Annotated in this window: 12 protein-coding genes; 1 reads left to right on the top strand and 11 read right to left on the bottom strand. The window is 61.7% G+C overall.

Going from position 1 to position 13,795, the window contains the following annotated elements; translation table 11 throughout:
- Window positions 1–322: 322 nt before the first annotated feature.
- The 11 genes from BN1127_RS03350 to hybO all read right to left on the bottom strand — a co-directional run bounded on the left by BN1127_RS03350 (window position 323) and on the right by hybO (window position 11,360).
- Window positions 323–964 (bottom strand): ATP-binding cassette domain-containing protein, encoded by a 642-nt coding sequence (locus tag BN1127_RS03350; RefSeq protein ID WP_042648485.1) that lies wholly within the window; start codon window positions 962–964, stop codon window positions 323–325.
- Window positions 965–1,064: 100 nt separating this feature from the next.
- A complete protein-coding gene (locus BN1127_RS03345) occupies window positions 1,065–1,853 on the bottom strand; it encodes an ATP-binding cassette domain-containing protein (protein WP_042648484.1) in 789 nt (262 codons plus the stop codon).
- A complete protein-coding gene (locus tag BN1127_RS03340) occupies window positions 1,847–2,560 on the bottom strand; it encodes an ABC transporter permease (RefSeq protein ID WP_042648483.1) in 714 nt (237 codons plus the stop codon). Before BN1127_RS03340 ends, BN1127_RS03345 begins: the two co-directional genes overlap by 7 nt.
- On the bottom strand, window positions 2,550–3,560 hold the full coding sequence (locus BN1127_RS03335) for an ABC transporter permease (RefSeq protein WP_042648482.1): 1,011 nt from the start codon (window positions 3,558–3,560) through the stop codon (window positions 2,550–2,552). Before BN1127_RS03335 ends, BN1127_RS03340 begins: the two co-directional genes overlap by 11 nt.
- A complete protein-coding gene (locus BN1127_RS03330; protein WP_042648481.1) occupies window positions 3,545–5,161 on the bottom strand; it encodes an ABC transporter substrate-binding protein in 1,617 nt (538 codons plus the stop codon). The genes BN1127_RS03335 and BN1127_RS03330 overlap by 16 nt, the downstream gene beginning before the upstream one ends.
- A 115-nt stretch (window positions 5,162–5,276) precedes the next feature.
- On the bottom strand, window positions 5,277–5,783 hold the full coding sequence (gene hybE, locus BN1127_RS03325; RefSeq protein ID WP_042648480.1) for a hydrogenase-2 assembly chaperone: 507 nt from the start codon (window positions 5,781–5,783) through the stop codon (window positions 5,277–5,279).
- On the bottom strand, window positions 5,765–6,295 hold the full coding sequence (locus tag BN1127_RS03320; RefSeq protein ID WP_042648479.1) for a HyaD/HybD family hydrogenase maturation endopeptidase: 531 nt from the start codon (window positions 6,293–6,295) through the stop codon (window positions 5,765–5,767). The genes hybE and BN1127_RS03320 overlap by 19 nt, the downstream gene beginning before the upstream one ends.
- Window positions 6,295–7,998 carry a hydrogenase 2 large subunit gene (gene hybC / locus BN1127_RS03315; protein WP_042648478.1) on the bottom strand — a complete coding sequence of 568 codons (1,704 nt, stop codon included), beginning with the start codon at window positions 7,996–7,998 and terminating at the stop codon, window positions 6,295–6,297. Before hybC ends, BN1127_RS03320 begins: the two co-directional genes overlap by 1 nt.
- Window positions 7,995–9,182: a Ni/Fe-hydrogenase cytochrome b subunit gene (gene hybB / locus BN1127_RS03310; RefSeq protein ID WP_042648477.1), complete on the bottom strand. Its 1,188-nt coding sequence runs from the start codon at window positions 9,180–9,182 to the stop codon at window positions 7,995–7,997. Before hybB ends, hybC begins: the two co-directional genes overlap by 4 nt.
- Window positions 9,175–10,230, bottom strand: coding sequence for a hydrogenase 2 operon protein HybA (gene hybA / locus BN1127_RS03305; RefSeq protein WP_214006084.1), 1,056 nt, complete (start codon window positions 10,228–10,230; stop codon window positions 9,175–9,177). The genes hybB and hybA overlap by 8 nt, the downstream gene beginning before the upstream one ends.
- Complete coding sequence (gene hybO, locus BN1127_RS03300; RefSeq protein WP_042648475.1) at window positions 10,227–11,360, bottom strand: hydrogenase 2 small subunit; 1,134 nt, start codon at window positions 11,358–11,360, stop codon at window positions 10,227–10,229. The genes hybA and hybO overlap by 4 nt, the downstream gene beginning before the upstream one ends.
- An 884-nt stretch (window positions 11,361–12,244) precedes the next feature.
- Here hybO and BN1127_RS03295 point away from each other — a divergent pair.
- Window positions 12,245–13,459 (top strand): hypothetical protein, encoded by a 1,215-nt coding sequence (locus BN1127_RS03295; RefSeq protein WP_042648474.1) that lies wholly within the window; start codon window positions 12,245–12,247, stop codon window positions 13,457–13,459.
- Window positions 13,460–13,795: the final 336 nt, after the last annotated feature.

Raw genomic sequence — 13,795 nt, 5'->3', positions numbered from 1 at the left:
CCTCCCTCTCTTTTATCTGCGAATCTTACCCGCCGTGCTATCTGTCCAAAATGGCCAGCGTTTCATACTCGCCCCCCTCACCCTGGCCCTCTCCCCAGGGAGAGGGAACAGGTTCGTGGATGCCGCATTCCGCTCCCTGTCTCAACAGGGAAAGGGGAACCTATTCATGGATGCTGGAAATATGCTCGAAATATTCGCCCCAGAGAGCCTGCGAGCATACAACCAGCCCCTGTTTCCCAAACCCCGAGCCTGGCGAGATGGCACCGTCTGCCCCCTTCTCCCCTTGCGGGAGAAGGGCTGGGGATGAGGGGGAAGCCAACCCTCAAGCCGCGTTTTCGGCCAATACGCCCGTCGCAAGAGGCGCCTCACCAAAGCGCAGCACCCGATGGCAGATCTGGCGCAATAATGCCTGCTGATGGCTAAAAATCACCATGGCGAGACCGCGCTGCTCGCACTCCATCATCAACTCCCGCCAGAGTTGGCGCTGAATTTGCGGATCCAGCTGGGCGGTCACCTCGTCGGCAATCAGCAGACGAGTGCGAGGATCGAGGGCGCGCAGCAGCGCGATGCGGGTCAGCTCTCCACCGGAGAGCTGACTGGGTTTACGACTGAGCCACGCAGGCTTGACCATAAAGCGGGCAAGCATGGCCTCATCAGGGCGCCATACATCCCACAGCGCCTGCCCTGTGGTGCGATAGGGATTGAAGGTGAGTTCCGGGTGCTGGGGCACCAGCTGGATGGGATTGTAGCCTTTCACCTGTTCAGGCACCGGCTGCCCATCCAGCAGGATCTGCCCACCTGCCCGAACCGGTTGCCAGCCCGCCAATACCCGCCCCAGCGTGGTTTTGCCATAACCGCTCGGGGCAGACATCCCCAGCCGCTCGCCCGCCTTCACCGTCAGCGACAACCCCTGCCAGAGAGGGCGTTCCCCCTGGGCGATGGTGAGATCCCGTACTTCAAACATCAGGAAACCTCCGACACAGAAAAGAGCTAATTGAACTCCGGCAGCGCCTGCCACTGAATGTCTGCCGCGCCGCACATGGCCTGTTTCAGAGACACAAACATCAGGAAACCTCCGGCGCAGAGAAGAGCGAATTGAACTCCGGCAGCGCCTGCCAGTGGGCACGGAGCATCTCGCTCCCCTGCCCCTGGCGCAGATGGTGGCTGCTCAAGGTATCGCTCACTTGGCCCTGATGCAGCGCGACTATGCGATCGGCAAAGCGGGCCGCCAGCGCCAGATCGTGGGTCACCCAGAGGATACCGCTGCTCTGATTGGCCAATTCACGCAACTGGCTGAGCAGCTGGCAGGCCAGCCCCTCGTCGAGCCAGGCGGTGATCTCGTCCGCCAGAATGTAGCGGGCACCACCGAGGGCCGCGGTGCAGGCCAGAATGCGCTTGGCCATGCCGCCGGAGAGCTGGCGCGGATAGCGGTCCAGGGTGGCAGCGGGCAGCTGGTAACGCAGCAGCTGCTGGCCGAGCCGTTCGCGGGAACCGCTCTGACCGCAGAGGCGCGCCGCCCGGCCCAGTTGGCGCTCCACCGTCAGCAACGGATTGAGGGCACTCACTCCCTGCGGCACATAGCAGAGGGTATGGCCGCGCAATCCGGCCCGGCTGGCGTCGCACAGGGGCACGCCATCGAGGGAGATGGTGCCGCGCATGCGCAGATTGTCCGGCAGCAGGGTCAGAGCGCTTTGCAACAGCAGGCTCTTGCCCTCGCCGCTCCCCCCCACCAGCGCCACTATCTCCCCCGGCGCCAGTTGCAGGCTGATATCAGTCAGCAATGGCTGCCAGCTGCGCCGCCCCAGCCAGGAGTAATGGGCCGCCTCTATGGTCACCTGGTCAAAACTCAGCATGGTTCACTCCTGTGCCACAACAGCTGTTGCAACGCGCGGGTAGCCTGATCAAAGAGCAACACCAACAGCAGCAACATCAGCCCCGGGAAGAGGGCCAGCCACCAGCCGCCACCGGCCAGATAACGCAGGGCATCGGCCAGCAGCAGACCCAGCGATGCCTCGTGAGCCGCCAGACCAAAACCGAGAAAGCTCAAGGCCGCACTGTGCAACACCGCGTGGGGAAACATCAGCAGGGTGCCGATAAACCACTGGGGCAACAGCCCCGGCAGCAGGTGGATGCGCCAGCGACGCAGCGCCCCCATCCCCTGACAGCGGGCCAACACCACATAGTCGCTACAGGCGATCCGCCGCGCTTCTGCGCAGAGAATGAGCGCCAGCATGGCGTCGATCACCATTCGCACCGCCGCATCACATCTGGGGTGAATGAGCGACACGCTTGCCGCCACCATGGCCAGCAGGCCACTGCAGAGGGCCGTGCTGATCCCCAGCTCCAGACTGGTGAGGGTACCCTGAAAAGCCCGCAACCAGAGATCCCGCCCCATCTGATCGGTGCCGAACCAGTGGACCAACGAGGGGGGCTGCTGGCGCGCCAGCAGATCCATCGGCACATCCTGAGCCGACAAGCTCCAGCCGTAGGCGGCCAGCAGTGTCAATCCGAGCAGGGCAAAAATCAGCCGCAGTATGGAGGGAAGCGGATTAAACAGCATGCTCCCCCTCCCAGCCCCGATTGATGCGGGCCAGCAGCAGACAGGCCACCGTGTTGCCAATAAAGACCAGCAGAGTGCAGAAGAGCACTATGCCCATCAGCAGGGGGATATCTCCCCGCAGCCCTGCATCCACGGCTGCCTGGCCGAGCCCCGGATAGGAGAAGACCTTCTCTGCCAAGAGGGATCCGCCAATCAGCTCACCCAGCGAGGCAAACTGCAGGCAGAGCGCCGGGGTCAGGGCATGGCGCAGCACGTGAAAGCGCAGCATGGGCCAGCCGCCATCGCCCTGGGCGCGGGCGTAGCGAATAAAATCGCTCGCCAGCACCTCGGCCACCCGCTCCCGGGTGTGCAGCGCGATATTGCCAAGCCCCAGCAGGGCCAGGGTGGTGACCGGCAGCAGCAGATGACGTAACCGCAATGCCCAGTCAGCCTCATCGGCAGCCAGTCCCGGTGTCCAGGCGCAGCAGACCGGCAACAAGGGCCAGTGCACCGCAAACAGCGCCAGCAGCAAGAGGCCGACCCAGAAGGTGGGCAGGGAGGCGAGCAGGTAGGCAAAGCGGCAAATCAGGCGATCGGGCCAGCGGTTGAGATAGCGACCGGCGCAGAGGCCCAGCAAAATGCCGAAAAAGCCGGAGAGCAGCCAGGCACCCGCCAGCAGCAGGAAGGAGGCAGCAAAGCGCTGGCCTATTACCTCACCCACTGGTGCGTTATAGAGCATGGAGTAACCGAGATCCCCCTGCAGCACCTGGGTAAACCAGTGCCAATAGCGCAGCCAGAGCGGCTGATCCAGCCCCCAGCGGGCGGCGATACGGGCGTACTGCTCCGGCGGTACATGGAGCAGATCGTTGCCGATATAGGCCTTGATGGGGTCGATGGGGGAGTAACTCAGCAGCACAAAGGTGGCAACAGAGACCAGACAGAGCAGCCCTGCCAGACGCAGCAGGGCTTTTAGCAACAGATAACCGGAATGACTCAAGGGCGAACTTAACGGCACGTCCACCGCCAATCTTGCAGATTGTTGAGCAAAGACCAGCTACCGTGAATTTCCGGCGCCCCCTTGCCAAGGTCGATGCAACGGTTGGCGAGATAGGTGTGCTGCACATTGAGCAGCCAAGCCCAGGCGGCATCCCCTTGCACCCCGGCACCTGTCTTGCCATCCCACTCCACCTGCTGCCAGAACGGCACGGCCGCCTGCCAGTCGGTAGCATCCAGCGCCTGCTTGAGGTGGCCATCCACCACCGGATTGCTGTAATAGCCAGGGTTGTAGAACTCCACGCCGCCGGAGCCGCTCTGGTAGTGGTGATAAAGCTCCATGGGATCCAGACTCCCCCACCCCATCAGCACCGGGTTGGCGTGCATCTCGCGCTCCACCTGCTCCCAGCTGCCGGACTTGAGGCTCACCTCGAGGCCGATAGAATTGAGCATGGCCCGCACCGCTTCCGCCAGATCCCGGCGGGTGCTGTCGCCACTGGTGTACCAGAGGGTAAAGGCGGCTCTCAGGTCGCCCTTGTGGCGAATGCCGTCACTGCCCCTCTTCCAGCCCGCCTGGTCGAGCAGGGCGTTGGCATGAGCGGCATCCCCATCCTTGAAGGCGGTGGCTTTGTTCAGCCAGGGCAAGCCTTCTACCGCGCTGTAGGCGGGGATGGCATGCCCTTCCAGCAGCTGATCGGCTAGCAGCTTACGGTCGATGGCATAGTTGATGGCGCGGCGCACCGCCACATCCGAGGTCACGTCGTTGCCGATGGGATAACCCTTGGCATCCTTGCTGCCCGCAGGCGGAATCGGGAAGACGATGCCGCGGTTCTCCACGCTCGGCCGCACCCAGAGCCGCAGCGAATCCGGCACGGTAGGCGCCAGCGACGGGGCGATGCGCACCACATCGAGCTGGCTGCTCTGGGCGGCGGCATAGGCGCTCTCTTCATCGATAAAGACAAACACCAGCCGTTTAAAGTCATTGTTGCCACCGGCGTAATAGGGGTTCGCCTCCACCACCAGCTGCTGACCGGGCAGAAAGCTCACCAACCGGTAGGGGCCTGCGCCGACTGGCTCGCGGGCATAGCGCTTGGGATCGTAATCCTGCTTCGACACTATCCCGAGCGATCCCAGCACGTTGACGAAGGTACTCTGGGGGACGCTCAAGCTGATGGCAACGTCGGTGGGCGAGACCACCTTGGCAGAGACAAAGTTACCCATGTCGATCTTGCCGCCGCCCTTGGCCGCGCTGTTGTAGGTAAAGGCCACATCCTCGGCGGTGAGCGGCGCGCCGTTGGAGAATTTCAGGCCGGGCTTGAGGGTGATAAGCCACCCCTTACCATCCTTGTTCGGGGCCACCGCCTGGGTCAGCACATTCTGCCAACCGAGATCCGCGTTCTGCTTGAGCAGCGGGCTGTGCAGCAGCAGGTAGCTGCCGTGGCTCCAGCCCAGCAGCGGGTCGAACCCTTCGGTGGGTTCAGCGCCGATGGCGAGCTTGAGTTCGGCTGGCACCGGCTGGGTAACTGGGGTGGTCTCAGTGGCGAGGGCGGCCTGCGCCAAGGGGCTGGCGCCCAATAGTAGGGCCAGCAAGGCCCCGGCGGCGCGTGCATCATACGTTCGGAGGGTCATAGCATTCCTTTTTCATCTGTTGCCACCGAGTGCGAGAGCGCGAGAAAAGGTGGCACCGATAGAAGCGAATGAGGGGCCGATAAGGGCCCCATCTTTTTTTACCAACGCAGGCAGGCTAACGCCCGCGCGCACCAAACAGCCGTCGCCGGCCGAGATCGACACGTCCCTCCCCCTGCTGCACAGGCAAGGAGTGCAGCATCTTGAGGGTGCTGCTCACCAGTGAGCGCCCCTGCTCGGCACCAAGGTGCGGATCCAGCGGCGACATCAGGGAGCAGGCCAGCAACTGCCCCGTCTCGGGCAGTTCGCCCACCATAAAGGTCATGTTGCCGCAGGGGAGCGGCAGGGCGAGCCGATCGCTGCTGCTGCGCACCGGCCAGAGTTGATCCGGCCCCGGCAGCACCACCACGCTCAACATCCAGGGGGTGAGCACGCAGCCGAGCCACTGACCTTCAAACAACACACACTCTGCAACTATGGGCATGGTGGCGTGATAGAAGGGCAACGCCTGCATCTCTTCGCGAGCGATCCGCTCGTACTGGGCTACCAGCAGAGGTGCGGGATCGCTGGTAAAACCGGCAAACTCCTGCACGGCATCAACCTCGCTTAAATGGGACTGCGCCATAGGCCCTCCCGCGCTTGTTCAGCTTTCTCCTGCTCAGAGAGCGCAATGGCGGGCGCACCAACGGCAGCCAGCAGGGTCAAAATCCGATCCGTCGCCTCCCCCATGGCAGCCGCCACTAGCGGGGTGAGGCCGATGCGGGGCTCCAGGGATTCGGGTTCGACCCCGATCAGGGTGAGCCGCTTGGGGGATTCCCCCGTCATATGCAGCGCCGAGAGCACGTCCGCCAGCCCCAGCTGGTGCGGGGAGATCTTGCGGCCAAACAGGGTCGGAACCTCCTCATCCTTCAGGGTCACGACGGTGCCCGGCGGGTTACCGCTGCGCACCGCATCCACCAGAATGATGTGATCGCGACTGGCCATCGCTTCGAGCAGCTCCATGCCCGCCGTGCCGCCATCGAGCAGCTCGATGCCGGGGGCGAAACGGTATTCGCGCTCCAGCCCCTCGACGATGCGCACGCCGACGGCCTCATCGCTCAACAGCAGGTTGCCCACGCCCAGGATCAGGGTGTTCATCACAGCACCTTCACCTGAGTCGTTTCGCCATTCTGGGTATCCACCACGTGCACCGCGCAGGACATGCAGGGGTCGAACGAGTGGATGGTGCGCACCACTTCCAGCGGTTTGGCGGGATCCGCCACCGGGGTGCCCACCAGCGCCTGCTCGTAGGGACCGGGCTCGTCGTTGAAGTTGCGCGGGCCCGAGTTCCAGGTCGATGGCACCACCGCCTGATAGTTCTCGATCTTGCCGCCCTTGATGACTACCCAGTGGGAGAGCATGCCGCGCGGCGCCTCTTCAAAGCCCACCCCGCGAAACTCCTTGTCCGCCGGGATCTCGGCCTTGATGTAGGCGCTGAAATCTCCCTTGCCGATGTTGTCCACCAGCGCCTTCCACTGATGAGACAAGGTGTCTTTCAGCACGCAGCAGCGCACCGCCCGGCCGATGATGCGGCCCAGGGTGGAGTGCAGCTGTTCAGTCTTGATGGCTGAACCGGTGAGCGTTTTATAGAGGCCGTTCAGCTGATCGAAGTGCGCCACCGTCTCCGGGTGCTTGGCGGCCAGCTTCACCAGCAAGTCGGCAAGCGGCCCCACCTCCACCACCTTGCCGTAGAAGGTGGGAGATTTGACCCAGGAGTACTTGCCGTCATCCTGCCAGCCGGTGTAGTTGGGCTCGGTCTTGCCCTCCCAGGGTTTGAGGGGGGCGTCATCCTTGTACCAGGCGTGCTTGTTGCTCTCGGCGATGCCATCCATCAGCCAGGCATCCTGATGGCTCTCGATGGGACGATAGCCGGCCAGATCGCCATTCTCGATGTAGCCACCGGGCATCAGGAAGCTGCCACCGTCACCGTCGGTAGGCAGCTCAGGCACGCTCAGGTAGTGCTTGGCCCCCTGCCCCAGGTTCAGCCACTCGGGATAGTGGGCGGCGATGATGGCGGCATCCACCTTGTAGACCTGCTCGATAAACTCGCCGAGCCGGTCGATAAAGCTCTTCACATAGAGCAGCCGCTCGAGGTTGAGCACGCTCGGTGCATCCAGATTGATGGGGTTGGCCACCCCGCCCACCGCCAGGTTCTGAATGTGCGGGGTCTTGCCACCGAGGATGGCGACGATGCGGTTGGCATCGCGCTGGCACTCCAGCGCCTGCAGGTAGTGGGCCACGGCGATCAGGTTCACCTCCGGGCTCAGCTTCATCGCCTTGTGACCCCAATAGCCGTTGGCAAAGATGCCGAGCTGGCCGCTAGCCACCAGGGCACGGATCTTCTCCTGCACCTTGGTCAGCTCGTCGGCGCTGTTGAGGGACCAGGTCGATACCCCCTTGAGCAGGTCGGCCGCTTTTTGCGGGTTGGCCTGCAGTGCGGCGGTGATGTCCACCCAGTCCAGCGCGGAGAGCTGATAGAAGTGAACGATGTGATCGTGGATGTTGTGGGCCGCGATGATGAGATTGCGGATGAACTGGGCATTGACCGGCACCTTGGCGCCGATGGCGTTCTCCACCGCCCGCACCGAGGCGATGGCGTGAATGGAGGTACATACCCCGCAGATGCGCTGCACTATCATCCAGGCATCGCGCGGGTCGTTGCCCTTGACGATCTCCTCCATCCCGCGCCACATGGTGCCGGACGACCAGGCCTTGGTGACGACGCCGCCTTCGATTTCACAGTCGATACGCAGGTGACCCTCGATGCGGGTGATGGGGTCTATGGTGATACGTTGGCTCATACGTTGGCTTTCCCTCGGGCCTGATAATCTTGGTGAACACGTTCAAGTGATGGCAGTACCGGCAGCAGCCGGATCAACAGCAAATAGGCACACACCTCGATGGCGACGAAGCCCAGGGAGATCAGTACCTCCTCCGCGGAGGGGAAGTAGTGGTAGCCATTGCCGGGGTTGAAGGCGAGCAGGGAGTAATCCAGTCGCCAGAGGGCTGCGCCCAGCAGCATGCTGAGGGCCCCCAGGAACAACATGCGCGAATCGCGGCGGCTCTTGTCCCAGTGGAACACCAGCAGCGGGAAGATCATCAGCGCGATCTCGCTCCAGAACATGATGGAGAAGCGATTGAGATCGGAGAGGTACTCCGACTTGTCATTGATGACGATCTCGGCAAAGCGCAGCGCCACAAACAGGATCAGGAAGATGTCGATCACCTGAGTCAGCTTGTAGAACAGCGACTTCTCGTTGGGGCCACGCCCCGCCAGTCCCGCCTGCACCAGAGAGCCCTCAAATACCACGATGGAGAAGCCCATGATAAAGGCGGTCAGAAGCGAAAAGACCGGCAGCAGCTCGTAGCTTTGCCAGAGCGGATGGATCTTCTCCCCCGCGACGATCATCAAGGAGCCCATCGAGGATTGGTGCATGGTGGGCAGCAGTGCTCCCAGCGCCAACACGAAGAACATGATCTTGTTGAGGCGAATGAGTGACGCCTTCCAGCCGAACTTCTCCAGCAGCACGGGCGCAAACTCCAGCGCCATCACCCCGATATAGATGGTCATGCAGACCGCCGTCTCGAACAGCACCGAGGAGGTGTTGAAGTGACCTGGCAGGTAGAAGTACGGCAGGTTCCAGTAACGCCCCACGTCGATGGTGATGGAGAGACCACCGAGCGAGTAGCCGAACAGGCTCGCCAAGAGCGCCGGTCGCACCAGCGGGTGATACTCGCCCCGGTTGAACACATAGACCGCCCAGGCCAGCGCCCAGCCGCCACAGGCGAAACCGGTGCCGATCAAGAGATCGAACGAGATCCACAACCCCCAAGGGTAACCCCCGTTCAGGTCAGTGACCGAACCCAGCCCGAAGAAGAGGCGTTTCAAGATCAACATGCCGCACAGCACGGCAAAGGGGGCCAGCACCAGCACCGGCCAGCTGACCAGCTTGCCGCCGAGCGGATGCGCCTTGTGATTACTCATGATCCTTGCCCCCCTTTGCTGAACTCTGATCTTTAATCTGAGCGCTGCTCTGATCATGACCATCATCGTGATGGTGATCGTGACCGTTCTTCTTGCTATTGCGACGAATGAGCACCGAGAGTCCGGTCAGCACCACCATGGGCAGCACCATCCCCTTGTAGAGGGTGTGCTGGATATGCTCGGAGCGGGCACCGGAGGAGAGCTCCGGCAAGTCGGGCATGTCGAGCTTGGTGTAGGGCACTCCGGCCAGCACCAGCACCTGGGTGCCGCCCCCCTCCTTCTCGCCATAGACGTAAGGCTGGTAGTTGGGCACTTCATGCAGATAGGGGTCGTTGGCGCTGAAGGTCTGGCGCGGGTAGGCATATTCACTACCCGGAGCCGCCAGCAGGCGGCGCTTGGCTTCGGCCATCAGCTCCTCGCGGGTGCCGAAAATCACGGCGCCGGTCGGGCACACCTCGACACAGCCGGGCAATTTGCCCTGATCGATCCGCTCAAGCCCCTTCTGGTTGCAAAGCTCGCACTTGTGGATCGCCCCCAGCGGATTGTCGTAGTCATATTTGGGCACATCGAACGGGCAGCCCACCATGCAGTAACGGCAGCCGGTGCAGACGTCCGGATCGTAGTGAACGATGCCGGTCTTGGGATCTTTGGTAAGGGCCTGCACCGGACAGACCGAGACACAGTTGGGATCGACGCAGTGCATGCACTGCTTCTTGATGTAGGCATAGCCATCCACCAGCTGATCCTTGTGCTCGCCGCTGCCGCTCTTCCACACCTGAATGATGTTGTTGGTGTAGGGGGTCAGCTTGTCGTTGGTGGACCAGGTCTGAGCGCCCTCCGGATTGGCCGGGTTGCCGTTGAGGCGCTGACACTCCGCCACACAGGCCTGGCAGCCGACGCAGAGGGTGGAGTCGTAGAGCATGCCGAGCGACCCGGGAATGGGCGGCTTGTTCTTGGCTGCCGCCAGTGCAGTGCCGGGGACGGCTGTGCCTGCCGCCAGTGCACCGACGGAGGCAAATTTGAGGAAATTGCGTCTGTTCACGGTCATTCCTCCCGTGATGGGTGCTGCCCGGCTTCGTGGCGCTTCTGCTGGCGACCGAGTTCACGCACCGTCATCAGACTCACCCCCACCAGCACCCCGAGGGCGCCACCGATGAGACCCGTGGCTGTGGGCGAGGTATAGCCCCCCTCCTGGATCTTCACATCGGGTTTATCCACCCGCGGGGTCGGGTTCTCTACCTTGGCGAGCTGGAAGATCCCCTTGCTAAAACCAACCCCCTGCTCGTTGCAGCCGTAGCAGGGGTGACCTATGCCGACTGGCCAGATGCCGCCGCCCACGTCGCAGAACTCCAGGGTCGAACAGTTGCCGTAGGTCTCCGGCCCCTTGCAGCCCAGATGGTAGAGACACCAGCCCTGACGGTGCCCTTCGTCGCCAAACTCCTTGGCGAAACGACCTGCGTCGAAGTGCGGACGACGCTCGCAGTTCTCGTGGATCAGCCGCTCATAGGCAAACAGCGGACGCTTCTTGGCATCCAGCGCCGGCAGTTTGCCGTAGGTTATGTAGTAGGCGACCGTGGTGAGGAAGTTGTGGGGATTGGGCGGGCAACCCGGGATATTGATGATGGGGGTGCCGATATTGCCGAGGGCCTCCTCCAGACTGACGGCGCCGGTCGGGTTGCCACCACTGGCGGGCACGCCCCCCCAGGCAGAGCAGGAGCCGATGGCGATGACGGCAGCCGCATCGGCGGCGGCACGGCGAATATGGTCGACGATGGGCTCACCGGCCACCATGCAGTAGACACCGCCATCCTTGAGGGGAATGGAGCCATCCACCACCAGCACATACTTGCCTTTATAGCGCTTGATGGCGTTGTGCTTGTTCTCTTCCGCCTGATGACCAAAGGCCGCCGAAAGCACCTCGTGGTACTCCAGCGAAATGGTATTGAGGATCAGGTTTTCTATGGTGGGGTGGGTGGCGCGCAGCAGTGACTCGGTGCAACCTGTACACTCCTGCGCCCCAATCCAGATCACAGGCGGCCGCTCCGGGCTGGTGAGCGCCGTGGCCATCTTGGCCACGGCATTCTGGCTTAATCCCAGGGTTGCGGCCATCCCGGCGCACAATTTCATAAAGTCACGGCGATTAATTCCATGAGCCGATAAAAATGTATCCTCGACCATTCTTTTTATTCCCGTCAGTGAGCATTGTTTGACAAATGCTTAATGGCGGGAATGCTATTCCTACCCCTTCCCCCCCATGTTGATCTTTATCAAACAGAAACACATTACTTGCCCATGATATCGACATTGCGAAATAAAAAGCTATATATAACATGTACTTATTAAGCTCAATACGCAACCCGTCACACCCACAAAGTAGTATTTGCTGGCGCATCGTGATTTAAATAAATATAAATTACGCCCTATTCAGAACATACGTTATGAAAAATGAAAGCGTTGTCACAGTATTTTCTATTTGATGCTGTTAATCGACCATTTAACCCCATGATCTCACCTTGGGATAAATAGCACGCCCTTGTTCCAGACCACCAGACTGCAGGAGAATCAATCAACAGATCGTGATTGGCAGAGTCAAGACGCCGGTTGAATGACAGAAATCATCGATGCTGATCGACAGGGAGGTTTTCCTGCATTTCGCAATCAGACATAACCCTTTCCGGGACATTCAACCACCCGTTGTGTGCATCAGACGCTATGGTGCACTCCATCTGCAATGCCTGTACAAAATGCAATAAACAAGGATGTCAAAATAGGCTGGTTATCACACCATGAGCATGGGCAAACGCTATACCTATAGCCATGGGGCTTGGCTCAGGGGCATTGCGGTGGAACCCGCCGTCACGGCAGTCATTTTCCTCTGCCAATCCTGTTTTCATATGGGGTTTTCAGCCAGCAAAGAGGCTGAGTTCAGAGGATCCGTCATGATGCCCTCATGACACCAAGCCCGAATCCCGGCACGCAGCAGCCTCCCCTTCCACCCTGGTGGCAAGGGGAGCCGGTGGCGGTCGGATAGCACATTTGTCGCACAGCAAGGTGGTCCCATCATGTCGCATCACAGGCCTGTCACCCCGCCCGATCCCCTCAGCCCTCCCCTGTCCGATCCCAGCAACTTCTCCCTGATCCTGGGGGGCCCCCTCTATCAGCTCTGGAGCCGGGCGCATCTTGGTGACATAGAGGCGCACATCAGGCGAAGGATCCTCGTCCTGAGCGGGATCTGCTGGCTGCCCCTGTTGTTGCTGTGCGGGTGGGACGGCAGCCTGCTGCAAGGGGTGGCGGTGCCCTTTCTGCTGGACGTAGAGACCCATGTCCGCTTTCTCATCTGCGTCTCCTTGCTGGTGTTCGCCGAACTCGTCGTCCACCAGCGCATCCGGGGGATCGTCAGCCAGTTCATCGAACGGGGGTTGATCTCGCAGCTCTCCTTGCCACGCTTTCATGACGCCATTCGCAGCGCCATGATCTGGCGAAATTCGATCCCCGCGGAGGTCGGCCTTATCCTGCTGGTCCTCTCTATGGGGTACTTCATCCGGACCCACACCTTCGCCCTGGAGTCCTCGACCTGGTACGCCACCATGGAAGGGGGTAGCCCGACCCTGACCCTGCCCGGTTTCTGGTTTTTCTGGGTGAGCAACCCCATCATCCAGTTTCTGCTCCTGCGCTGGCTCTACCGGCTCCTGATCTGGACCCGCTTCCTCTGGCAGGTCTCCCGGATCCCCCTCTCCCTCATGCCGACCCATCCCGATCGCAACTGCGGCCTCGGCTTTCTCGGTGGCTCGGCCTACGCCTACTCGCCGCTGCTGACCGCTCTGGGGGCCCAGCTTGCCGGCTTTATCGCCAACCGGATCTTCTATGACGCCGCCGTGCTCACCGCCTACAAACCGGAGATCATTCTGCTCGCCGGCTTCGGCTTGCTGCTGGTGCTGGCGCCTCTGACAGTCTTTGCTCCCCATATTCTGGCGGCCAAGCGTCTGGGACTGCGGGAATACGGCGCCCTCGCCGCCGAGTACAGCCGCAGCTTCGAGCACCGCTGGCTGCGCACCGCGGACAGAGACGGGGAATCCCTGCTCGGCGCCTCGGATATCCAGTCCCTCGCCGATCTAGGTACTGCCTATGCCGTCATCAAGGAGGTCAGGCCCATGCCATTCAGTCGGGACATGTTCCTGCAACTGGTGCTCGCGACTGTGGTGCCCTTCCTGCCCCTGCTCCTCACCCTCTTCTCCTTCGAGACACTGCTCGACAGGCTGGTGGGGGTGATCTTCTGATGCAGATAGGGAATGGAAAAGTCGGCCTGAGACGGACGGATTGCCGTCTCCGGCAAGGAGACACAGCCACCCTGCGCTGAAGCCGAGGAGATGACGGCCCCAATAACAAAAAAGCCCGACCATCAGGTCGGGCTTAGAATGTGGCGGTGGGCCCGGATTGACTCGCGCCATCCCTGGCGCTCACTCTGCGGATAGCCTGCGACTTTCCAAGCGGGCTATCCTGCCCCCTTGTCGAACCAAGGCCCGAGCCTAGCCGCCCCTCGCTGGGCATCAGGGAATGTGATAACCCCAGATGCAAAAAGCCCGACCATAAGGTCGCAATGCTGATCAGTTAAG

This window comes from Aeromonas media (assembly GCF_000819985.1).
Classification (GTDB): domain Bacteria; phylum Pseudomonadota; class Gammaproteobacteria; order Enterobacterales; family Aeromonadaceae; genus Aeromonas; species Aeromonas media.
The sequence above is the reverse complement of the archived record's forward strand: the minus strand, read 5'-3'. Positions and strand labels throughout refer to the sequence as shown.

What these genes read in the sequence shown, in the direction of transcription:
- BN1127_RS03350 (WP_042648485.1), bottom strand. Translation starts at nt 964, where the DNA reads ATGTTTGAAGTACGGGATCTCACCATCGCCCAGGGGGAACGCCCTCTC.
- BN1127_RS03345 (WP_042648484.1), bottom strand. Translation starts at nt 1,853, where the DNA reads ATGCTGAGTTTTGACCAGGTGACCATAGAGGCGGCCCATTACTCCTGG.
- BN1127_RS03340 (WP_042648483.1), bottom strand. Translation starts at nt 2,560, where the DNA reads ATGCTGTTTAATCCGCTTCCCTCCATACTGCGGCTGATTTTTGCCCTG.
- BN1127_RS03330 (WP_042648481.1), bottom strand. Translation starts at nt 5,161, where the DNA reads ATGACCCTCCGAACGTATGATGCACGCGCCGCCGGGGCCTTGCTGGCC.
- hybE (WP_042648480.1), bottom strand. Translation starts at nt 5,783, where the DNA reads ATGGCGCAGTCCCATTTAAGCGAGGTTGATGCCGTGCAGGAGTTTGCC.
- BN1127_RS03320 (WP_042648479.1), bottom strand. Translation starts at nt 6,295, where the DNA reads ATGAACACCCTGATCCTGGGCGTGGGCAACCTGCTGTTGAGCGATGAG.
- hybC (WP_042648478.1), bottom strand. Translation starts at nt 7,998, where the DNA reads ATGAGCCAACGTATCACCATAGACCCCATCACCCGCATCGAGGGTCAC.
- hybB (WP_042648477.1), bottom strand. Translation starts at nt 9,182, where the DNA reads ATGAGTAATCACAAGGCGCATCCGCTCGGCGGCAAGCTGGTCAGCTGG.
- hybA (WP_214006084.1), bottom strand. Translation starts at nt 10,230, where the DNA reads ATGACCGTGAACAGACGCAATTTCCTCAAATTTGCCTCCGTCGGTGCA.
- hybO (WP_042648475.1), bottom strand. Translation starts at nt 11,360, where the DNA reads ATGGTCGAGGATACATTTTTATCGGCTCATGGAATTAATCGCCGTGAC.
- BN1127_RS03295 (WP_042648474.1), top strand. Translation starts at nt 12,245, where the DNA reads ATGTCGCATCACAGGCCTGTCACCCCGCCCGATCCCCTCAGCCCTCCC.